Annotated in this window: 20 protein-coding genes and 1 tRNA gene; 8 read left to right on the plus strand and 13 right to left on the minus strand. The window is 63.7% G+C overall.

Annotation, left to right across the window (positions count from 1 at the left end; translation table 11 throughout):
* A partial coding sequence (locus AC5RV1_RS17945; RefSeq protein ID WP_493995486.1) for a LysM peptidoglycan-binding domain-containing protein occupies positions 1-667 on the plus strand: 667 nt, incomplete at its 5' end.
* Between the two features lie 160 nt (positions 668-827).
* Here the strand turns inward: AC5RV1_RS17945 and AC5RV1_RS17950 are convergent.
* Both AC5RV1_RS17950 and AC5RV1_RS17955 read right to left on the minus strand, forming a co-directional pair.
* Entirely contained in the window at positions 828-1,259 is a 432-nt protein-coding gene (locus AC5RV1_RS17950) for a CBS domain-containing protein (RefSeq protein WP_493946864.1), read from the minus strand.
* 66 nt (positions 1,260-1,325) lie between these two features.
* Complete coding sequence (locus AC5RV1_RS17955) at positions 1,326-1,499, minus strand: hypothetical protein (protein ID WP_493946865.1); 174 nt, start codon at positions 1,497-1,499, stop codon at positions 1,326-1,328.
* Positions 1,500-1,781: 282 nt separating this feature from the next.
* Here AC5RV1_RS17955 and AC5RV1_RS17960 point away from each other — a divergent pair, with 282 nt between their 5' ends.
* Positions 1,782-1,952 (plus strand): hypothetical protein, encoded by a 171-nt coding sequence (locus AC5RV1_RS17960; RefSeq protein WP_493995487.1) that lies wholly within the window; start codon positions 1,782-1,784, stop codon positions 1,950-1,952.
* Between the two features lie 433 nt (positions 1,953-2,385).
* Here AC5RV1_RS17960 and AC5RV1_RS17965 read toward each other — a convergent pair whose 3' ends face one another.
* Positions 2,386-3,684, minus strand: a complete 1,299-nt coding sequence (locus AC5RV1_RS17965) for a hypothetical protein (protein ID WP_493995488.1) — start codon at positions 3,682-3,684, stop codon at positions 2,386-2,388.
* A 305-nt stretch (positions 3,685-3,989) separates the two neighbouring features.
* On the opposite strand from AC5RV1_RS17965, the gene AC5RV1_RS17970 reads away from it, so the two are divergent.
* On the plus strand, positions 3,990-4,202 hold the full coding sequence (locus AC5RV1_RS17970; RefSeq protein ID WP_493995489.1) for a hypothetical protein: 213 nt from the start codon (positions 3,990-3,992) through the stop codon (positions 4,200-4,202).
* A 235-nt stretch (positions 4,203-4,437) separates the two neighbouring features.
* On the opposite strand, the gene AC5RV1_RS17975 is transcribed toward AC5RV1_RS17970, so the two are convergent.
* A tRNA-Tyr gene (locus tag AC5RV1_RS17975) sits at positions 4,438-4,519 on the minus strand.
* Between the two features lie 183 nt (positions 4,520-4,702).
* Complete coding sequence (locus AC5RV1_RS17980; RefSeq protein ID WP_493946869.1) at positions 4,703-4,957, minus strand: hypothetical protein; 255 nt, start codon at positions 4,955-4,957, stop codon at positions 4,703-4,705.
* A 187-nt stretch (positions 4,958-5,144) separates the two neighbouring features.
* Between AC5RV1_RS17980 and AC5RV1_RS17985 the strand changes: the two genes are divergently transcribed.
* Entirely contained in the window at positions 5,145-5,636 is a 492-nt protein-coding gene (locus tag AC5RV1_RS17985) for a YajQ family cyclic di-GMP-binding protein (protein ID WP_050054209.1), read from the plus strand.
* 149 nt (positions 5,637-5,785) lie between these two features.
* On the opposite strand, the gene htpX is transcribed toward AC5RV1_RS17985, so the two are convergent.
* Positions 5,786-6,652: a zinc metalloprotease HtpX gene (gene htpX, locus AC5RV1_RS17990; RefSeq protein WP_493995490.1), complete on the minus strand. Its 867-nt coding sequence runs from the start codon at positions 6,650-6,652 to the stop codon at positions 5,786-5,788.
* Positions 6,653-6,831: 179 nt separating this feature from the next.
* Between htpX and AC5RV1_RS17995 the strand changes: the two genes are divergently transcribed.
* The 3 genes from AC5RV1_RS17995 (at position 6,832) to AC5RV1_RS18005 (ending at position 9,592) form a co-directional block, all read left to right on the plus strand.
* A complete protein-coding gene (locus tag AC5RV1_RS17995) occupies positions 6,832-7,317 on the plus strand; it encodes a Fur family transcriptional regulator (RefSeq protein WP_163161728.1) in 486 nt (161 codons plus the stop codon).
* Positions 7,318-7,324: 7 nt separating this feature from the next.
* Positions 7,325-8,821, plus strand: coding sequence for a catalase (locus AC5RV1_RS18000; protein WP_256248193.1), 1,497 nt, complete (start codon positions 7,325-7,327; stop codon positions 8,819-8,821).
* Between the two features lie 135 nt (positions 8,822-8,956).
* Positions 8,957-9,592 carry a DUF2461 domain-containing protein gene (locus AC5RV1_RS18005; protein ID WP_493995491.1) on the plus strand — a complete coding sequence of 212 codons (636 nt, stop codon included), beginning with the start codon at positions 8,957-8,959 and terminating at the stop codon, positions 9,590-9,592.
* Between the two features lie 3 nt (positions 9,593-9,595).
* On the opposite strand, the gene AC5RV1_RS18010 is transcribed toward AC5RV1_RS18005, so the two are convergent.
* The 7 genes from AC5RV1_RS18010 to AC5RV1_RS18040 all read right to left on the minus strand — a co-directional run bounded on the left by AC5RV1_RS18010 (position 9,596) and on the right by AC5RV1_RS18040 (position 17,944).
* Positions 9,596-9,961, minus strand: a complete 366-nt coding sequence (locus tag AC5RV1_RS18010; RefSeq protein WP_493995492.1) for a nuclear transport factor 2 family protein — start codon at positions 9,959-9,961, stop codon at positions 9,596-9,598.
* Between the two features lie 182 nt (positions 9,962-10,143).
* Positions 10,144-11,691: an amino acid permease gene (locus tag AC5RV1_RS18015; RefSeq protein ID WP_493995493.1), complete on the minus strand. Its 1,548-nt coding sequence runs from the start codon at positions 11,689-11,691 to the stop codon at positions 10,144-10,146.
* Positions 11,692-11,864: 173 nt separating this feature from the next.
* Positions 11,865-12,275: a DUF779 domain-containing protein gene (locus AC5RV1_RS18020; protein ID WP_493995494.1), complete on the minus strand. Its 411-nt coding sequence runs from the start codon at positions 12,273-12,275 to the stop codon at positions 11,865-11,867.
* A gap of 3 nt (positions 12,276-12,278) precedes the next feature.
* On the minus strand, positions 12,279-13,802 hold the full coding sequence (gene exaC, locus AC5RV1_RS18025; protein ID WP_493995495.1) for an acetaldehyde dehydrogenase ExaC: 1,524 nt from the start codon (positions 13,800-13,802) through the stop codon (positions 12,279-12,281).
* A 103-nt stretch (positions 13,803-13,905) separates the two neighbouring features.
* Positions 13,906-15,300, minus strand: coding sequence for a GAF domain-containing protein (locus tag AC5RV1_RS18030; protein WP_493995496.1), 1,395 nt, complete (start codon positions 15,298-15,300; stop codon positions 13,906-13,908).
* Positions 15,301-15,411: 111 nt separating this feature from the next.
* Complete coding sequence (locus tag AC5RV1_RS18035) at positions 15,412-16,842, minus strand: FAD-dependent oxidoreductase (RefSeq protein WP_493995497.1); 1,431 nt, start codon at positions 16,840-16,842, stop codon at positions 15,412-15,414.
* Positions 16,843-16,945: 103 nt separating this feature from the next.
* Positions 16,946-17,944, minus strand: coding sequence for a DNA topoisomerase IB (locus AC5RV1_RS18040; RefSeq protein WP_493946878.1), 999 nt, complete (start codon positions 17,942-17,944; stop codon positions 16,946-16,948).
* Between the two features lie 84 nt (positions 17,945-18,028).
* Between AC5RV1_RS18040 and rarD the strand changes: the two genes are divergently transcribed.
* Complete coding sequence (gene rarD / locus AC5RV1_RS18045) at positions 18,029-19,099, plus strand: EamA family transporter RarD (protein WP_493995498.1); 1,071 nt, start codon at positions 18,029-18,031, stop codon at positions 19,097-19,099.
* The last annotated feature ends 36 nt before the right edge of the window (positions 19,100-19,135 follow it).

Below are 19,135 nucleotides of genomic sequence, written 5' to 3' on the forward strand. Positions count from 1 at the left end.
GCCGGAGGCAGCTCCGGCGCCACCTGCCGAACCTGCGCCCGCCCCTGAGCCGGCACCTGCAGCACCTGCCCCGGACCCCAACCTTTACACGGTGGTCCCCGGAGATACCGTAGGTACCATCGCCGCCAGGTTCGGCGTGGATATGAACGCCATGCTTGCTGCCAACGGCCTAAGCTCCTTCAGCATCATCGTCCCGGGCCAGACATTGGTCCTGACGGGTCCAGCCGTTGCCGTGCCCGTGGCGGCACCAGTCCAGTCCGGTGCTCCCGCGCCGGCTGCCGCTGCGGCTCCGGCTCCACCGCCGGCGGCAGCCCCCGCCTTCGTTCCCGCCGCTCCCGCAGTCCGCACGATCTACGTGGCCGGCGCCGGCGGCCAAGCCATGGTTGACGCCTGCATCGGGCCCATCCACTACACGCCCAACGACGGCTATTCGCTCTTCATCACCGAGCACGATTTCTGCGGCGGCTGGGGGCGGTTCTCCGGAATCGGGGTGGGCGAGACGGTCAGCATTCCGGGCTACGGAACGTACACCGTAACCGCCAGGGGCCAGGTACCCAACCCGGGAACCACCAACGACGTCATCGCAGTATTCGGCGGTTTCCCCCGGGCAATCCTGCAGACGTGCATTCCCGGGACCACCCAGATGCTCCTGATCGCCCTGAACTGAGGAGGCAGAACCGGTCGCCACTGGCTTTCCAGGCTTGTTCGCGGCTCCCAACCTTCAGGGCGGGGAGCTGCGGACATGGCAATGAGCGGGCAAAAAAGGAACGCCACGGAGAGGACTCCGTGGCGTTGATTGCGGGGATGATCTTAACGGTCAATCCCGGCTATGCGTTCATCCGTTTGCGTTCCGAAATGTGCTCCACGAGCTCACCAACACGCTGTTCGGAGTAGTTGCGGGCGATGTCTCCCTGGCTGATGATTCCCACCAACTTGTGGTCGGCGATAACCGGGAGCCGCCGGACCTGGTACCTTTCCATCATTTCGATGGCGGCATCAACGTTCGCGTCGGCGTCCACCCAGTGGGGCCTGCCCGAGGCGAGGTCGCGGGCCATCATCTCCCGCGGATCACGTCCGGCCGCCACGCACTTGAGCACGATGTCGCGGTCGGTGATCATGCCCTTCAGCTTGCCGTCGTCACCGCAGATCGGCAACGATCCGCAGTCCAGATCCATCATCATCCGGGCGGCATCTGTCAGGGACTGGTTTTCCTTAATACACTGCGCGTCCGTAGTCATAAACTCACGTACGGCACTCATTGGTCCTCCTTCATCGATTGGTTTATCGACGCAGGGCATCGGGGCACGTGCGCCGATGCTGCCAGCCTACGCCCCGGCCGGCAGCGATGTCGACGGCGGTTTGCGAAGCGCCCTCATTGGAATCTCGTACGGCCAGGGGAGGTCCCGGAAGATGGTCCGATACTGTTCACCGGCGAGGGTAATCAGCGAGATGTTGCCGGTTCGGTCCAGCTCGTCCGCCAGCTGATTGCGGAGTGGCATTTTTCGGACTCCTGGTGCTGAGCATGGCGATCTTCACGTTCAACGCCGTTTAGAGCCCGCTCCCCGAACTCGTAGTGGTTCAAGGCATCACGTGTTGAAGTCGCGGTGCGCTCTGAAATGCTGCGAGGGGAATCGAGAAGGGTGCCCTCAGCGAACGGGGCGTACCTTTTTCGTGCCCTCACGTATTTCCGCCGGCTTCGAGTCCCTGCTTGTGCAAATTAAGGCTCTGATGCTGCGGAGTTGCGTCCGATAATCAAAGCGCCGCAGTCCTAGACTTTCGGCATGCACCCCCTAATGGCAACCGGTCTGGTGTTCCTGGCCGCGATTGCCTGGACGGTCACCGTCCTAACCATGCTGATTGTTCTGGTCAAAGCCCGGCGCCGGCCGCCAGCCGACGTCGGCCGCACACTCCAGAGTGTCGAGATCCAGAGCTCCGATGAAAGTGCAGCTTAGACATAGCCGGCTGCCGCCGGTGCCGACCCTACCGCAGGGCCGCGCGCAGCCTTTTAGAAGGTCTTCGAAGGAGTCGCGCCATTCGGGTTCGTCGGCGTCGTCCCACAGCTCTGCCAGTTCGGGTTCCTCCCCTGCGACCCGGCCCTACGGCTTCCATGACCAGCTCCACGTCCTCGGTGGTGATTTCCGCCCCATGTGCGGTCACCCAGTCGGCGACGATATCCGTGGGGTCCCCGGACAGCTTGCCTTGGCCAGGCAGCAGGAACGGTGGCGGCGGCCGGGGCGAGACTGCCTTTCGGAGCCTCGACGTAGCGACGGGTACCAGACGCGCCCGCCAGCGTACGTCGTTGAGGCGCCGACCTCAGGGACCCGAGCAGCAGGAAGGCCCCGCCCCTTACAACAGACAGGGCCTTCGGGCTGCAGCGCAGTTGGCCTAGTAGGGCTGGGGTGCTGCGGGAACTGGCTGATACGCGCCGGAGGCGTATTCGACCTTGGTGCTACCGGGGTACCAGATGATTCGGCCACCCTGGAAATCCTGGCCGACGCCGCCGCCGCTGACCCCGTAACCATTGTTGGTCGGATATCCGAGGCGTCCCGCTTCAGAGCCCTGACCAGCCCACGCGGATCGAATGCCACCGGAAATGAGCTTGGTACCAACGCTTGGGGACCACACAATTTCACCGTACTGGAAGTACTGCTTGGCCCCACCGCCCGTCAGGCCAGTAATCTCGCCGGCCGTCGGGTACCCGAATTGCCCTTGAGGTCCGGCGACGAGGATCCACGTCGCCCCAATAGCGCCTCTGACGACGTGGGATCCGGTTGCCGGTGAATAGGCGATTTGCCCGTACTGGAAATCCTGGGCGCCGCCGTTAGCGGTCGCGTATTCGTCCGTTGTGGGGTAGCCAAGGCCGCTGAGGGGGCCGCCGGCGGAGTCCCAGGTCGCGCCAATGCCACCCTTGGTGACGCGCGAACCCGTTGCGGCGTTCCAGGAAATCTTGCCGTACTGGAAATCCTGCATAACACCACCGGGCATGGGAGCATATTCATCCGTGGTCGGGTAGCCGAGGCCGCCCAGCGGCCCGCCTGCGTTGTCCCAGGCCCCACCAATGCCACCCTTGGTGACATGAGAACCCGTTGCGGGGTTCCAAGAAATTTTCCCGAACTGGAAGATCTGCATCACTCCGCCAGTCATCGGTGCGTACTCGGAGGAGATCGGGTAGCCGAGGTCGCTGTCCTGCGCACCAATGGACTGCCAAACGCTGTTGTTGCCGCCGACAACTATGTACGCACCGTACTGCGGAAGGTAGGCGATTGTGCCATTCTCAAAGAGTTGGTACGCGCCACCGAAACGCTGGCTGGTGAACTCCTGCGAGGTGGCGGCACCGAGGACAGCGGAGGCGGTTGCGTACTTAACCCCGATTGCACCCGAGGTCGTGTAACTGCCAGGTGCCACCGATTCGGGTGCCGCGCCCTTGTCTGCGGGCGTAGCCGCCGGAGCGCTCGGTTCCTCTGCTGGTAAAGGACTGCCTGCTTCCGCGGGAGCGGGCGCTGCCGCGGTTTCAACCGGAACGACGGATGTCCCAGTAGGTGAACTGCTGGGTACTGCTACCTGCTCGTCTGTAACGGTAGTGAGCGGTGTTGCTGCGATAGCCGGTACAGCAGATCCGAGTCCGGATGCTGCGATGGCAAGAGAAGCTGCGGCGGCGAGAAGCCGCCTCTGAGAGGCCCCCATGTTGTCTCTTTCTCATAGTGCTGCAAAGGCGCAGCGGAAGTGATAGGAGGAGCATATGTGACTGCTGTGACACGTGAGGGCATGCGTTCCTAAATGCTGACTCTGTGACGCGAGAAGTGCCGTGCGACCGCATTTGTTCATAATGCCGACGGGCTGCTTCACCATCGGGCGCCCGAAATGGTTCCTGTCTGGAGGCATACGTAGGTTCGGCCTAATTGCTGTTGCGCCCGCGTGCTGGAGCGATCGCTTCCGGCGGCAGATACGGTGAAGGTCTTCAACATGAGGGACATATGCAAGATGCGCGTGTGAGGACATTCCTGCTCGGCCTTGGGCTGCTGCCCATCGGGTGGGTGCTGTTTGAAGTACTGGGCGGACGATCCAGCCAGGAGCAGTACCGCAGCGACGAGGATCTCTATACGCTCCTCCCACTGGTTGGCATGCTGATCCTGGCCATGGGGCTGGTGTGCATCGTCGTCAGCATTTACGAGTGGATCAGGGAAATAATCCGGACGTGGTGAGCACCGCATCCGCGTCCGCCGTTGAGCACTTCGGGGAGCCGGATCGCTCGTGACCTGTAGCGCACATGGTGGGCGGCGTCCGGAGGAACGCCGCTGAGAGTACCTTTTCGCTGCTGCAGGGCGTCAAAGAAAAGCAAAGGTGTGCTCACAACTGTGCTCTCGAAGCAATAAAAAAGACCCGCCCGGACCTCCGAAGAGATCCGAACGGGTCTAAATTCCCGGAAAACCGGGACTGTGGCAGATGAGGGATTCGAACCCCCGTAGGCGTTGCCAGCTGATTTACAGTCAGCCCCCTTTGGCCGCTCGGGTAATCTGCCGAACTTCAAAAGAAGATCACCCCCGGCTGCAGTCTGCGAACTGCCCGTTTCCGGACCGTTCCGCTTCCAGTAACCGCGGGCAACACAACAATACAGAACTTCCGCTGAAGAATCGAATCGGCACCCGCAGGCCCGCAACCGCGCGGGATTTCGGGCTTTCAGGGCGTCCGGAGCAGGCGCACGTCAGGCTTCCCCCAAGATCCTGCCGGCCAGCCTGGCCTCGAACTTCACGGCCTGCTCCTCGGTGATCTGGTTCAGCTGGACGGCACGGACCAGGTCCGCGTGGACGCCCTCCATCCGAGAGGAGGCGTCCGCCACTGGACTGAAGATGATGGAGGCCGCCACCGCCGCTGCCGCCACCGACGTTGCTGCTGTGGCCACCGCGCCGGCCGCCGCCGAGGTGGTGCGGGTGACATATCGGACGGCATTGCGGTGCATGGTGTTCCTTTCGTGCAGCTTTCCAACTCCTATAACTCTGCACGCCCCTCCTTCGTTCCCCCGGAGCGTCCGCTGAGAGGGAACTGTGAATACGGCTCACCCCTCAACAGGAGCATCCGTATTAGGCTTGAATTCAGCCACCTAAGCCCTGTCCGCGGACGGGGCTCCCACCAGCACAAGGAGAGTCATGGCAGGCGAGTCAACATTCGACGTCGTAAGCAAAGTGGACAAGCAGGAAGTGGCAAACGCCCTCAACCAGGCACAGAAGGAACTGGCCCAGCGCTACGACTTCAAGGGCGTGGGTGCCGAGGTGGACTTCAGCGGCGAGAAGATCCTAATGAAGGCCAATTCCGAGGAACGCGTCCTGGCTGTGCTGGATGTCCTGCAGTCGAAGCTGATCCGCCGCGGCATCTCGCTGAAGTCGTTGGACACCGGCGAACCCTACGCCTCCGGCAAGGAGTTCCGCCTCGAGGCCTCCATCAAGGAGGGCATCGCCCAGGACCTGGCGAAGAAGATCAACAAGCTGATCCGTGACGAAGCCCCCAAGTCCGTGAAGTCCCAGATCCAGGGCGACGAACTGCGCGTCACGTCCAAGTCCCGCGACGATCTGCAGGCCACCATGGCACTGCTGAAGGACTTCGACGAGGCCGATCTTCAGTTTGTGAACTTCCGCAGTTAGCAGCGGACCGTCGTTTTCGACGCGCCTGTAATTGCCGCTAAGCCAAAGGCCGGCGACGCCCAAATAGCGGGCGTCGCCGGCCTCTTTGCGTCTCGCGATGTAATCCACGCGTTGCCCACAAGATCCCCGCTAGACCAACGAATACCGAGCTAAACCAACGGCCGCCCCGCCATCCGTTCCAGCCGCGAAATCCGGTCCCGCATGGGCGGATGGGTGGCGAACAGCTTGCTCATCGCTCCGCCGCGGAACGGGTTGGCGATCATCAGGTGGGACGCGTTGACCAGCCGCTGGTCCTGCGGCAACGGGGCGATGCCCACGCCGCGCTCAATCTTGGCCAGGGCTGAGGCGAGCGCCAGCGGATCGCCGGTCAGCTGCGCGCCGTCCTCATCGGCGTCGTACTCCCGGGTTCGGGAGATGGCCAGCTGGATCAGGGACGCCGCGAAAGGCGCCAGCAAAGCCATCGCCAGCATCGCCAACGGATTCGAGTTCCGCCGGTCGCCGCCGAAGAACAGCAGCATCTGGCCCACCGAGGTGATGACGCCCGCAACAGCGGCCGCAACCGAGGATGTGAGGATGTCCCGGTTGTACACGTGCATGAGTTCGTGTCCGAGGACTCCGCGGAGTTCACGGACGTTCAGGAGCTGCAGGATTCCCTCGGTGCAGCAGACGGCGGCGTTCCTCGGATTGCGCCCGGTGGCGAACGCGTTCGGATTCATCGTGGGCGAAAGATAAATGCGCGGCATCGGCTGGTTGGCCCGGACGGAGAGCTCCCGGACTATCTGGTACAGCTGCGGAGCCTGCGCTTCGGTGACGGGATAGGCCTGCATGGACTGGAGGGCGATTTTGTCGCTGTTCCAATAGCCGTACGCCGTGGTGGCCACCCCCACCAGCGCCATGATCCAGATGGGCGCAGAACTACGGGTGCTGGCGCCGATCAACGCTCCAAGGCCCAGCAGTACCGCCCACAGGACGCCGAACAGCGCCACCGTTTTGAGTCCGTTGTAGTGTCTGTGCACGTCTCATCCTCCCTCTTCTATGGGAACGGCTTTCCCCGGAGCAGGGTTCCGGCACTCTCCTTGAATTGCGCACGTTCATCACCCGGCAATCCCCTCGTGGTGCAGAAGTTGCCAGAGGGACCCACGAGGTAAGCCCAACCTTATTGTGAGATGTTCATAATAAGTGCTTCAATAGTGTCATGACAGAGCACTTTGACGGCCACGAGGCATGGGCTGCCGCCCTGCGCGCCCATGGCCGCAGGGTGACCAAACAGCGGCTGGCGGTGCTCACCGCCGTGGAACGGCATCCCCACTCTCCTGCCGAAAGCATTCTGGCCGCGGCCCGCGCCGAGCTTCCGGAACTCACGGCCCAGTCCGTGTACGTGGTCCTCGGGGACCTGACGGACCTGCACATGCTGCGCAGATTCGAACCCCCGCACTCCCCCGCGCTGTACGAAACCCGTGTGGGGGACAATCACCACCACGCCATCTGCATCAGCTGCGGCCGCGTGGAGGACGTGGACTGCGCCGTGGGCCACGCCCCCTGCCTCACGCCACACTGGGACGAGAATGCCAAGCCCATGACCATCCAGATCGCCGATGTGATGTACCAGGGCATCTGCCAGGACTGCCAGCAGTCCCAACAACTTCCTTCCAATCGTCCCTCAGAAGAAATAGAGAAATAGGAGAACAATGACTGCCATTTCAACAACCCAGTCAGGTGCCCCCGTTACGTCCGACGCACACTCAAAGTCAGTCGGTGCCGACGGTGCCATCATCCTGACTGACCACTACCTGGTGGAAAAGCTCGCCCAGTTCAACCGCGAGCGGGTTCCGGAGCGCGTAGTGCACGCCAAGGGCGGCGGTGCATTCGGTACGTTCAAGACCACCGAGGACGTGTCCAAGTACACGAAGGCAGCCTTCCTCCAGCCCGGCGTCGAAACCGAGATGCTGATCCGCTTCTCCTCCGTTGCCGGCGAGAACGGTTCCCCGGACACCTGGCGCGATCCCCGCGGTTTCGCCGTGAAGTTCTACACCTCCGAGGGCAACTACGACCTCGTGGGCAACAACACCCCGGTGTTCTTCATCCGCGACGGCATCAAGTTCCCGGACTTCATCCACTCCCAGAAGCGCCTCCCGGGCACCCATCTGCGCGACGCCGACATGCAGTGGGACTTCTGGACCCTCTCCCCCGAGTCCGCACACCAGGTCACCTGGCTCATGGGTGACCGCGGCCTGCCCGCCTCCTGGCGCGAAATGCAGGGCTACGGCTCACACACCTACCAGTGGATCAACGCCGAGGGCGAGCGCTTCTGGGTGAAGTACCACTTCAAGTCCAACCAGGGCGTGAACTCAATGTCCAGCGAGCAGGCCGAGGCCCTGGCCGGTTCGGACGCGGACTTCTACATCCGCGACCTGTCCGAGAACATCGAAGCCGGCAACTTCCCGTCCTGGGACCTGCACGTCCAGGTCATGCCGTACGAGGACGCCAAGACCTACCGCTTCAACCCGTTCGACCTGACCAAGGTGTGGCCGCACGGCGACTACCCCCTGATCAAGGTGGGCACCATGGAACTGAACCGGAACCCGGAGAACTACTTCGCGCAGATCGAGCAGGCCACCTTCGCCCCCTCGAACTTCGTGCCGGGCATCGCCGCTTCCCCGGACAAGATGCTGCAGGCCCGCATCTTCTCCTACGCTGACGCACACCGCTACCGCGTGGGCACCAACCACGCCCAGATCCCGGTCAACCAGCCGAAGAACCAGGTCAACAACTACAGCCAGGACGGCGCCGGGCGTTACCACTTCAACGCTCCCTCCGTCCCGGTCTACGCCCCCAACTCTGTTGGTGGCCCGGCCGCAGTTGAACCGCAGAACCCGGCCGGTGGCTGGGAGAACGACGGCGAGCTGACCCTTGCCGCGCACTCCCTCCACGCCGAGGACAGCGACTTCATCCAGGCCGGCACCCTGTACCGCGAGGTTTACGACGACGGCGCCAAGGCCCGCCTGCTCGAGACCATCACCGGTGCAGTGGGCGGCGTCAAGAGCCCCGGCATCAAGGAACGCGCCATCCAGTACTGGACCAACGTTGACGCCGAACTCGGCGCCAAGCTCCGCGCCAATCTCGGCGCCGTAGCTGTTGCGTCGGCACCGTCCTCCGATGCAGAGGCTGCCAACAAGATCGGCTAATTCGTCTAAAGCTGCTGAAACCGCCCCGCCACGAATTCCCGTGGCGGGGCGGTTTTTTATTTCCACATAAGCTCCGCTTTCCACATACGCACTAAGTCCATAGCCGCCGCTGGCAGCCGTCCCTAGGATCGACGCATGACAACTTTCCAGGGCATCCCCACCGGCGCCTTCGAGTTCTACAAAGAGCTGCAGGACAACAACAATCGTGAGTGGTGGCTGGAGCATAAGGACAGGTACCAGGAGCTGGTCCGTGAACCGATCACGCTCCTGCTCGCGGAGCTGGAGCCCCGGTTTGGCCCCGGCAGGATCTTCCGGCCCAACAGGGACATCCGGTTTTCCCTGGACAAATCGCCGTACAAAACGGCACAGGGTGCTTTTGCCTCCATCCACGAAGGGATGGGCTACTACCTGCAGGTCAGCGCGGAGGGGCTTCTGGTGGGCGGCGGCTACCATTCCCACACCCCCGCCCAGCTGGTGAGGTACCGCAATTCGGTCGACGCCTCCGGAACAGGAGAATCCCTTCGGCATATTATCGACGCCGTCGGTGCTGCTGGGTTCGCGGTGGAGGGAGAGAAGCTCAAGACTGTCCCGCGCGGGTACCCGCGGGACCATCCGCGGGGCGAGCTCCTGAAGCACAAGTCCCTCGCGGCCAGCACGGACCTGGGCCGCCCTGCCTGGCTGGACACTCCTGCAGCAGTCCAGGAGATCGGGGCGTTGTGGGATGAACTGCGGCCGTTGGTGGACTGGGTTGGCCGCTACGCCGCGCCGTGAGCGTCAGCCGGCAGTGTCGGAAGCCAGTTCCACATTGTAGGAGCGGATCCGGACCACCCGACCGTCTACGAAGTCATAGATGTCGCAGGACGCAACCCGGCTGATGCTGCCGTCCGTGGCGAGGTAGCTGGCAACACTGTCAACCACAGCGCAGTCAGGGGCGACCATCACCCTGAACTGGTCGAAACTGGTGTGCACGTCCTCGAGGTCCCGCGCCAGGGAGGTGCAGACATCGACAACGGCCGCCTTGCCTCTCAGCTCTTCGCCGCCTACAAGCTCCCAGGCAACGTCGTCGTCCAGCTGGGGAAGGGAATCCTCAAACCGGTGGCTTGAAAAAGCCCTTGCCACCGACTCCATGGTGCTCTCCATAGCGCCCGCTTCCTCCCATAGGCGTCTTTGGGCCCGCCTCAGGTCCAGCTTTTATTGAACTCCAAACTCGGCCGGGCTGCACGAGAATTCTCAAGCGCGATCGGGTGGGAGAAAGCAGAACCGCCCGCTGATCGGGAATCAGCGGGCGGTTGGCATAGCTTGGTTGGGCACCTTTTACGGCATCAGGCGCGGGTCAGCTCGTCCTCGTCATCCTGGGAGGATGCAGCAGGAGCGCCGTTGACAGCTGTGTTGGCCTCAGCGAACCGTTCGTTCAGCCTGGAGTGGCGCTGGCCGTAGGCGAAGTAAATGGCGAGGCCAATCACCAGCCAGATGGCAAAGAAGATCCAGGTTTCCACGGCCAGGTTGGTCATCAGGTAGAGGCACAGCACGGCGGAAACGATCGGCAGGACCTTGCCGAACGGGACGCGGAAGGCAGGCTTCAGGTCCGGGCGCTTCTTGCGCAGCACCAGGATGCCCAAGCTCACCACCACAAACGCGGAGAGCGTGCCGATGTTGATCATTTCCTCAAGCAGGTCCACGTTGGTCAGGCCGGCCACCAGCGCAACCGCGGCGCCGCAGATGACCTGGAGGCGCACCGGGGTTGAACGCTTGTCACTGGTCTTGGACAGTGAACGTGGCAGGAGGCCGTCGCGGCTCATGGCAAGGACCACGCGGGACAGCCCCATGAGGAGCACCATGATCACGGTTGTCAGGCCCACCAGGGAACCGAAGGCAATAACCTTGGCCGCGGACGTGTCACCTACAGCTTCGAAAGCGGTGGTGAGGGTGGGGCTCTCCGCCTCGGCCAGCTGGGTGTAGGACACCATGCCGGTCAGGGCCAGGGAAACCAGGATGTACAGGAGGGTCACCAGGGCAAGGCCGCCGAAGATGCCGCGCGGCAGGGTCTTCTGCGGGTTCTTGACTTCCTCGGCGGACGTGGCCACCACGTCGAAGCCGATGAAGGCGAAGAACACCAGGGCCGCGCCGGCGAAGATGCCGAGGGTGCCGTACTGTGCCGGGGCGGCGCCGGTGAGGAAGCCGAAGAAGGACTGCTTCAGGACATCTGCGGTGCCGGTGCCGCCGGTCGGTTCGGCAGCAGGGATGAAGGGGCTGTAGTTTTCGAACTTCACGTAGGTGAAGCCAACGATGATCACAAAGAGGACCACGCCGATCTTGATCAGGGTGAAGATGTTGCCTACTCGGGCGGACAGCTTGGTGCCCAGCACCAGCAGCACCGTAAAGACGGCAACGATCAGGAAGGCGCCCCAGTAAAGGTCCACGCCGCCGAGGGAGAGTGCCGCCGGTACGTCGGCGCCCATGAGGGCGAAGACCTTGCTGAGGTAGATGCCCCAGTACTTGGCGATGACCGCGGCTGCTGTGAAGAGCTCGAGGATCAGATTCCAGCCGATGATCCAGGCAAGGAGTTCGCCCATCGTGGCGTAAGTGAAGACGTAAGCGGAGCCGGCCACGGGAATGGCGGTGGCAAACTCGGCGTAGCACATGATGGCAAGGGCGCAGGTGACGGCAGCGATCGCGAAGGACAGCGTGACGGCAGGGCCGGAGAAGTTGGCAGCTGCCTTGGCACCGACGGAGAAGATACCGGCGCCCACGGCCACTGCAACGCCCATGATCATGAGGTCCCAGGTGCTGAGGGACCGCTTGAGCTTGCGTCCGGGTTCATCGGCGTCGGCCATCGACTGCTCGATCGATTTGGTCCGGAGAAGGTTCATAAGGGGATCACTATCCTGATTTCTGATGGAAACAGACCTATCAACGATAGTGTCCATCCACTGGACGGTCCCAATTGTCCCGAATGGTGAGACGGCCCACGGGCCGAACTCTATTCTGTGAAAGCGCTTGAGACCCTCTAGGCGGAGGGCCTCAAGCGCTTAATGTCGAACTGCTAGGCGGGCCAGTCCATGAGGGTTGAACGGATCAGGAACCGTTTGCCTTCCGGTGCTTCCACCGAGAAACCGCTGCCCCGCCCCGGCACCACATCAACAGTCAGGTGCGTGTGGCTCCAGTAGTTGAACTGCTCCCGGGACATCCAGAACTCAAGGGGCTGGGGTTCAAGGCCATACGAGATATCGAACAGGCCCAGCAGGACGTCGGAGTCACCGGTGAGGAAGTCGCCCACAGGAAAACACATGGGCGATGACCCGTCGCAGCACCCGCCGGACTGGTGGAACATCAGCGGCCCGTGCCGGAGCCAGAGCGTCCGCAACAGTTCCGCGGCCTCGGGCGTGAGGGCCACCCGGGAAAAGTCCTCCCCGGGCAGCGTCACCGCGGCGTCGATCGCACTTCTCGGAGCCATGGCCTAGAAGAAGCCCAGCTTGTTTTCGTTGTAGCTGACCAGCAGGTTCTTGGTCTGCTGGTAGTGGTCCAGCATCATCGCATGGTTCTCACGCCCGATACCGGAGGACTTGTACCCTCCGAACGCGGCCCCGGCCGGGTAGGCGTGGTAGTTGTTGACCCAGACGCGCCCGGCCTGGATCTCGCGGCCGGCACGGTAGGCCACGTTGCCGTTACGGGACCAGACACCTGCACCCAGCCCATAAAGGGTGTCGTTCGCAATGCCCATGGCGTCGCTGTAGTCGCTGAACTTCGTCACGGCGACGACCGGGCCGAAAATCTCCTCCTGGAAGATGCGCATCTTGTTGTGGCCTTCGAACACGGTCGGCTGGACGTAGTACCCGCCGGCCAAGTCGCCCGGCAGTTCTGCACGGCCGCCTCCGGTGAGGACCTTGGCGCCCTCCTGCTTTCCGATGTCGATGTAGGAGAGGATCTTTTCCAGCTGGTCGTTCGAGGCCTGGGCCCCCACCTGCGTCTCGGTGTCCAACGGGTTGCCCTGGACCATCTTTTCCACCCGGGCGACGGCGTCGGCCATAAACGACTCGTAGATGTCCTCCTGCACCAGCGCGCGGGACGGGCAGGTGCACACCTCCCCCTGGTTGAAGGCGAACAGCGCGAACCCTTCCTGTGCCTTGTCGTAAAACGCGTCATTGTCCTGGGCGACATCGCTGAAGAAGATATTCGGGCTCTTGCCGCCCAACTCCAGCGTGACAGGAATGAGGTTCTGGCTGGCGTACTGGCTGATCAGGCGGCCGGTAGTGGTCTCGCCGGTGAACGCGATCTTGCGGATACGGGGGCTGGACGCAAGAGGTTTTCCCGCCTCCACACCGAAGCCGTTCACCACGTTGATGACGCCCGCGGGCAGCAGGTCCCCGATGAGTTCCATCAGGACCAGGATGGACGACGGCGTCTGCTCGGCCGGCTTGAGCACCACCGCGTTTCCCGCCGCAAGTGCGGGGGCGAGCTTCCACACGGCCATGAGGATGGGGAAGTTCCAGGGGATGATCTGGCCGACGACACCGAGGGGTTCGTGGTAGTGGTAGGCGGTGGTGTCGTCATCGAGCTGGGACAACCTGCCCTCCTGGGCGCGGACGGCCGAGGCGAAGTAGCGGAAGTGGTCGGCCGCGAGCGGAAGGTCCGCGTTAAGCGTTTCGCGGATGGGCTTGCCGTTGTCCCAGGACTCGGCCACGGCCAGCATTTCCAGGTTCTCGTCGATGCGGTCCGCAATTTTGTTCAGGATCGCAGCGCGCTCTGCCACGGAAGTCTTTCCCCAGGACGGTGCAATCTTGTGCGCGGCATCCAGCGCCAGTTCGATATCCTCGGCCGTGCCTCGGGCCACTTCACAGAAGGCTTTACCCGTTACCGGCGTAATGTTTTCGAAGTACTGCCCCTTCACTGGGGCCACCCACTCCCCGCCGATCCAGTTCTCGTAGCGGTCCTTGAAGGTGACCTTCGAGCCCTCGGTCCCGGGCTGTGCGTAAACAGTCATTGCTAGCTCCTTTGCTGTGCCGATCAGGCTTTCGCCGTTGTGGCCAGCGTACGAGCGGGAAGGTTGCAGCAAGGTTGCAACCTTCGGGACCAGGTGGGCCCGCTTAAGTGCCCAGTTCGGCGTCAAGCCGTTCGAGGTCCGCGACGACGGCGGCCCGCTTTGGCGAGCGGGGCGGAAGAAGGCGCAGCGCGGCACGGCGGATGCCGACGTCGTCCCTTGCCTCCGGGAGCCCGGCGTACCTAAGCAGCGACTCGGCGCTGCCGTCCGTCATCACTGCTTCCCGCAGCAGTGACGAAACTTTGTTCCGCAGCTCGATAATGCCGGGTGCTTCGGAGCGGGGAAGCACTGCGCCGCGGTAAATCTCCAAGGCGATCCGGTGGGCGCCGCGCTGCAGGCAGCTCAGCACCTGGGCGCTGTCCGGGACCAGGTCGAGGGGAAGGCGGTACGGCCGGGAACCCGGAACGGCATCCGGCTCGAGTTGCTGGAGGACTTTGCGCAGGCGCACCATTTCGGCGCGGAGCGTGATGGTGGAACCATCCCCGCGGTAGAGCAGGAGGTTGAGCTCCTCGGCGCTGAGTCCGCCCGGGTGGGTGCTCAGCAGGGCGAGGATTTCGCTGTGCCGGGCGGACAGTGCAACGGTCCTGCCGCCCAGGCTGAGCAAGGCTTGGTCGCGGCCCAGCAGCTGAAGGCTGTTCCGGTAGAGGCTGCCATCCGTCGTGCTTTCGCCCGGCGCCCGGGACGCGGCGCGTGGCGACCGCCGTCGTTCCGGCCTGCTCGTGGCCCCGGCCGCACGCTGGAGGCGTTCAACACGCAGCTGCGCCTGGGCGGCAGCCACCGTTGCCTCCACGAGGGACAGCGTGTGCGGTGCCACGGCGGTGGCCGTGCCAGTGATGTCCACGACTCCCAGGACCGCTCCGGAGTCGGGGTCGTGAAACGGAACAGCCGTGCAGCTCCAGGCGTGCACGGCCCGCTGGTAGTGTTCGGCCCCGGCGATCTGGATGCCGCGGCCAAGGGCGAGGGCAGTACCCGGCGCGCTGGTGCCTACGGTCGCTTCGGACCAATCCGCGCCAGGGACGAACATCATGCCCTCGGCACGCCGCTGAAGAGCGGGGTCACCCTCCACCCACAGCAGGCGCCCTACCTCATCCCCCACCGCCACCAGCAATCCGCTGTCATGACTGGGCTGGACCAGGAGCTTGTTGATGACCGGCATGACGGCAGCCAGTGGGTGCTGCCGCCGGTAGTCCTCCAGCTCGTCCCGGTCGATGGCCAGCGGGGCTCCGGGGTTGTCCGGGTTGGCCTTGAAGCCTGCCGACCGCTGCCACGACTCCCTGATGAGCTGCCGCAGTCCGGGCAGCTCCCGGTTCTCCGTCGCAACGGTGCTTTCCGGGAAATTGCTGTCGCGGAAGCTGTTGTCCAAGTATTCATGCCCGGCGAGGGCGGCACGTTGGCGCGCTTCAGCGTCGGCTGCCGGGCCTGGCTGTATCAGGTTCCTCATTGAACTCCTGCTGCTGCCTACTGGCGCGGCTTCATCTCGGCCGGCCAAGGGAGGTCGCCATTCTAACGCGGCCCTCCTCCCCCACCTATCCGGGAGCAAAGGCGGGGAAGGTCAGGCGCGGGAAATGCGGATCATCTCCTCGCGCGGCACCACCTTGATGCGTTCGCGCACCACATGGTCAGCTTCCGGCCCGGTCCAGGCTGCGCCCAGGGCTGCTTCGTGGGCGTCAAGCCTGTTCCAGCCTTCCCACGTGGTGTATTCGATGCCGCGCTCTTCCAGCAGGTGGATGATGGCCTGCGGATCAGGATTCTGCGCCGGCGGGAGCGTGAGCCGGTCCTCCAGGAGGAAACCGATGGTTTCCAGGGCGTCACCCTTGGTATGGCCGATCAGGCCCACGGGTCCGCGCTTGATCCAGCCCGTGGCGTAGATCCCCGGGACAGGGTTTCCTTCGGCGTCCAGCACGCGGCCGCCTTCGTTGGGGATGACCCCGCGCTTGGCGTCGTACTCCAGCTCATCAAGGGCCGAGCCGTGATAACCGATGGCGCGGTACACGGCCTGCACCGGGTATTCGATGAACTCGCCGGTGCCCTTGGCGTTGCCGGTGCCGTCAAGCTGCATACGCTCAAACTTGATGCCCGCCACCTTGCCGGACCCGCCGTCGTCGTAAATCTCTATCGGGCTGTGCAGGAAGTGCAGGTGCAGGCGCCGGGACGACGGGTTCTCGGACTCGGTGTGCTCCTCCACCAGCCAGTTGGTGAGCGTGTTCACCATTGTCTTGATCTGGTTGTTGCTCCGGATCGCCTCATCGGAAGCCTCGTCGAATTCAAAGTCCTCGGGATAGAGCACGATGTCCACGTCGTTCATGTGGCTAAGTTCCCGCAGCTCAAGGGGCGTGAACTTGACCTGGGCCGGGCCGCGCCGCCCAAAGACGTGGACGTCGGTGACCGGCGACGCCTTCAACCCCTGGTACACGTTGTCCGGAATTTCGGTGGATAGCAGCTCCTCCGGGTGCTTCACCAGCATCCGGGCTACGTCCAGGGCCACGTTGCCGTTGCCGATGACAGCAATTTCCTTGGCCTCCAGCGGCCATTCGCGGGGGACGTCCGGGTGCCCGTCGTACCAGGATACAAAGTCTGCCCCGCCGAAGGAGCCCCGCAGGTCAATGCCCGGGATGGCCAAATCCGCGTCCTTAACGGCGCCGGTGGAGAAAATGACGGCGTCGTAGAACGCACGGAAATCGTGCAGGGTGAGGTCCCGCCCATAGGTCACGTTGCCCAGGAACCGGATGTCTCCACGGTTTAGGACCTTGTGGAGGGCGTTGACGATTCCCTTGATCCTGGGATGGTCAGGCGCCACACCGTAACGGATCAGCCCGTACGGCGCAGGGTAAGCCTCGAAAAGGTCGATGCTGACCTCAAAATCGCCGTCCTTGACACCCCTGGACTTGGTGAGGATGTCCGCAGCGTAGACACCGGCAGGTCCCGCGCCCACAATTGCTACGCGGAGGGGACGTGCGGGCGTGGTTTCGCCGAGGTTGGACACCTGGAACCCTTCTGGCCGATGACGATACGCGGCAGGTGCAGCGCACAGTCACTTATTCTAATTGTCCGTTTCCGCGAAATATTGCTGCCTGTAACGCAGGGCGCTAACCGCTTTTCTCGAGTGGTACAACGTTGCCTTCGCGGTAGAGCAACGCCCGCAGCTCCGATTCAGCGGAGTCGGGACGCTTTGGGTCGATGGTTTCGCCCTCGTGGTAATGGTCCAGCACGCGGGGATCCACGTAGCTCTTGCGGGCAATCGACGGCGTATTGCCCAGCACCTCGGACGCTTCCATCATGGCCCGGCTGATGGCGCGCTTTCGTTTGGCGGCTGTCCGCTGGGCGCCGGTCCGGGCCAAGCTGGCGGCAGCGGCCACGGTGCCGCGCAGGGTGCGGAAGTCCTTGGCGGTGAAGTCCGAACCGGTCCGCTCCTTGACGTAGGCATTGATGTCGGCGCTGGTAACGGGCCGCCAGTGCCGGCCTTCCTTATACGCCAGGAGCCTGGCATTGGCGCCACGCCGCTTGAGCAGGCGCAGCAAGGCCGCGAGGTCGGCGTCGCGGATTTCGGACTCCCAGTCCTTTCCGCTCTTACCCGGGAACCTCAGGAGGATCCGGTCCTTGCGCACCTGGACGTGGGCGCACAGGAGGGTGGCGAGCCCGTGGCTGCCGTTTTCGTTGGTGTACCGTTCGGATCCCACCCGCAGCGACCCGCTGTCCAGCATCCGGAAGGCTCCAGCGAGGACGCGCTCGCGGGAGAACCCTTCGCCGCGCAGGTCCATGGTGACCCGCCGGCGGGCGGCGGGAAGCGATTCGGCCAGCTGCAGCGCCCGGTTGAACTTCACCCGGTCCTTCCGTTCCCGCCATTCCGGATGGTAGATGTACTGCCGCCGGCCCACCGCGTCCACACCGGTGGCCTGGATGTGCCCGTTCTCGAACGGGGCGATCCACACGTCCGTCCAGGCCGGCGGGATTCCGATGCTCTCCAGCCGGTCCCGCACAGGGCCGGGCGGCAGCGTTGAACCATCAAGGTCCCTGTAGCTGAAGCCCTTGCCTGCGGCGACACGGCGGTAGCCGCGGCCCAAAGCGTTGCTGCGGCGGAGTCTCATCGGGTGGCCTCCATCCGGTCGGCAAACATCATAAAAGCAAGCCTACTGACTATTTGCCGGAATACCTGCCCTAAAACTGATGTTATGGATGTCGTGCGTTCTCCCGATGGACCTGCCTCCCCTGTCCCTGCTCCGTCCGCGTCTCAAGCATCGCCAGCCGTGCTGACGTCGGCCGTTCCAGCGGCAGCGCCAGCGGCAGGCAGCAAGGGCGCGCCTCCCAAGGCGGTGGACAAGGAGACGACGGCGGGAATCCTCTTTGGCATCGGGGCGTACGGGCTGTGGGGGCTGCTCCCGCTTTACTTCTTTGTCCTGATGCCGGCCGGCGCCGTGGAAATCGTGGCGAACCGCGTGGTGTGGTCGCTGCTGTTCTGCGCGCTGCTGATCACCGTCACCCGTTCATGGGCCGCTCTGGCCGGCGCACTGCGGAACCGCGCCGTGTTTGGTTCCCTGGCCCTGGCCGCGTTCCTGATCGCCGTCAACTGGCTGACCTACACCTATGGAGTGACCACCGGCCAGGCAGTGGAGGCCTCCCTCGGCTACTTCATCAACCCTCTGGTGTCGGTCCTGCTGGGCGTGTTTGTGCTGAAGGAAAAGCTCCGCCCGCTCCAGTGGGCGGCGGTAGGCATCGGGTTTGTTGCGGTGGGGGTGCTGACCTATTCGTACGGCAAGCTGCCGTGGATCGCCCTGACGCTGGCCTTCAGCTTTGGCCTCTACGGCTTCGTCAAGAAACGTGTTGGCCCCAGGGTGGACGCCGTCACCAGCCTCAGCGTGGAAACCATGGTGCTGGCCCCGTTCGCGGCGGTGACCATGGTCTACCTCGCCCTAACCGGAACGGCGACCCTCACCACCCAGGGCCCTGGTCATTTCTGGCTCCTGCTGGCCTCCGGTGTCATCACCGCGGTTCCGTTGCTGTTCTTTGGGGCCTCGGCGCGCAGGCTCCCCATGACCACTATCGGGCTGCTCCAGTACTTCGCACCCCTGCTGCAGTTTGTCCTCGCCCTCGTGGTGTTCAAGGAAGCGATGACCCTCGACCGGTGGATTGGGTTCGGAGTGGTCTGGGTGGCATTGCTGGTCCTGACGGTGGACATGCTGCGGACCGCACGCAAAACGTCAGTAGCCCGGCGGCGGAGCAAAGCCACACTGAAATCCTCCTAAGCACTGTTGCCGGGAACCTCTGTGGAGTAGGTTGCT

This window comes from Arthrobacter sp. Hb9-2, assembly GCF_059091165.1.

Bases quoted from the DNA above. Each gene is read 5' to 3' on its own strand.
- AC5RV1_RS18040 (WP_493946878.1), bottom strand. From the start codon at position 17,944: ATGAGACTCCGCCGCAGCAACGCTTTGGGCCGCGGCTACCGCCGTGTC.
- AC5RV1_RS18020 (WP_493995494.1), bottom strand. From the start codon at position 12,275: ATGGCTCCGAGAAGTGCGATCGACGCCGCGGTGACGCTGCCCGGGGAG.
- AC5RV1_RS17960 (WP_493995487.1), top strand. From the start codon at position 1,782: ATGCACCCCCTAATGGCAACCGGTCTGGTGTTCCTGGCCGCGATTGCC.
- AC5RV1_RS17950 (WP_493946864.1), bottom strand. From the start codon at position 1,259: ATGAGTGCCGTACGTGAGTTTATGACTACGGACGCGCAGTGTATTAAG.
- AC5RV1_RS17980 (WP_493946869.1), bottom strand. From the start codon at position 4,957: ATGCACCGCAATGCCGTCCGATATGTCACCCGCACCACCTCGGCGGCG.
- AC5RV1_RS18000 (WP_256248193.1), top strand. From the start codon at position 7,325: ATGACTGCCATTTCAACAACCCAGTCAGGTGCCCCCGTTACGTCCGAC.
- AC5RV1_RS18005 (WP_493995491.1), top strand. From the start codon at position 8,957: ATGACAACTTTCCAGGGCATCCCCACCGGCGCCTTCGAGTTCTACAAA.
- exaC (WP_493995495.1), bottom strand. From the start codon at position 13,802: ATGACTGTTTACGCACAGCCCGGGACCGAGGGCTCGAAGGTCACCTTC.
- AC5RV1_RS17985 (WP_050054209.1), top strand. From the start codon at position 5,145: ATGGCAGGCGAGTCAACATTCGACGTCGTAAGCAAAGTGGACAAGCAG.
- AC5RV1_RS18015 (WP_493995493.1), bottom strand. From the start codon at position 11,691: ATGAACCTTCTCCGGACCAAATCGATCGAGCAGTCGATGGCCGACGCC.
- AC5RV1_RS17955 (WP_493946865.1), bottom strand. From the start codon at position 1,499: ATGCCACTCCGCAATCAGCTGGCGGACGAGCTGGACCGAACCGGCAAC.
- AC5RV1_RS18010 (WP_493995492.1), bottom strand. From the start codon at position 9,961: ATGGAGAGCACCATGGAGTCGGTGGCAAGGGCTTTTTCAAGCCACCGG.
- AC5RV1_RS18030 (WP_493995496.1), bottom strand. From the start codon at position 15,300: ATGAGGAACCTGATACAGCCAGGCCCGGCAGCCGACGCTGAAGCGCGC.
- AC5RV1_RS17965 (WP_493995488.1), bottom strand. From the start codon at position 3,684: ATGGGGGCCTCTCAGAGGCGGCTTCTCGCCGCCGCAGCTTCTCTTGCC.
- AC5RV1_RS17995 (WP_163161728.1), top strand. From the start codon at position 6,832: ATGACAGAGCACTTTGACGGCCACGAGGCATGGGCTGCCGCCCTGCGC.
- rarD (WP_493995498.1), top strand. From the start codon at position 18,029: ATGGATGTCGTGCGTTCTCCCGATGGACCTGCCTCCCCTGTCCCTGCT.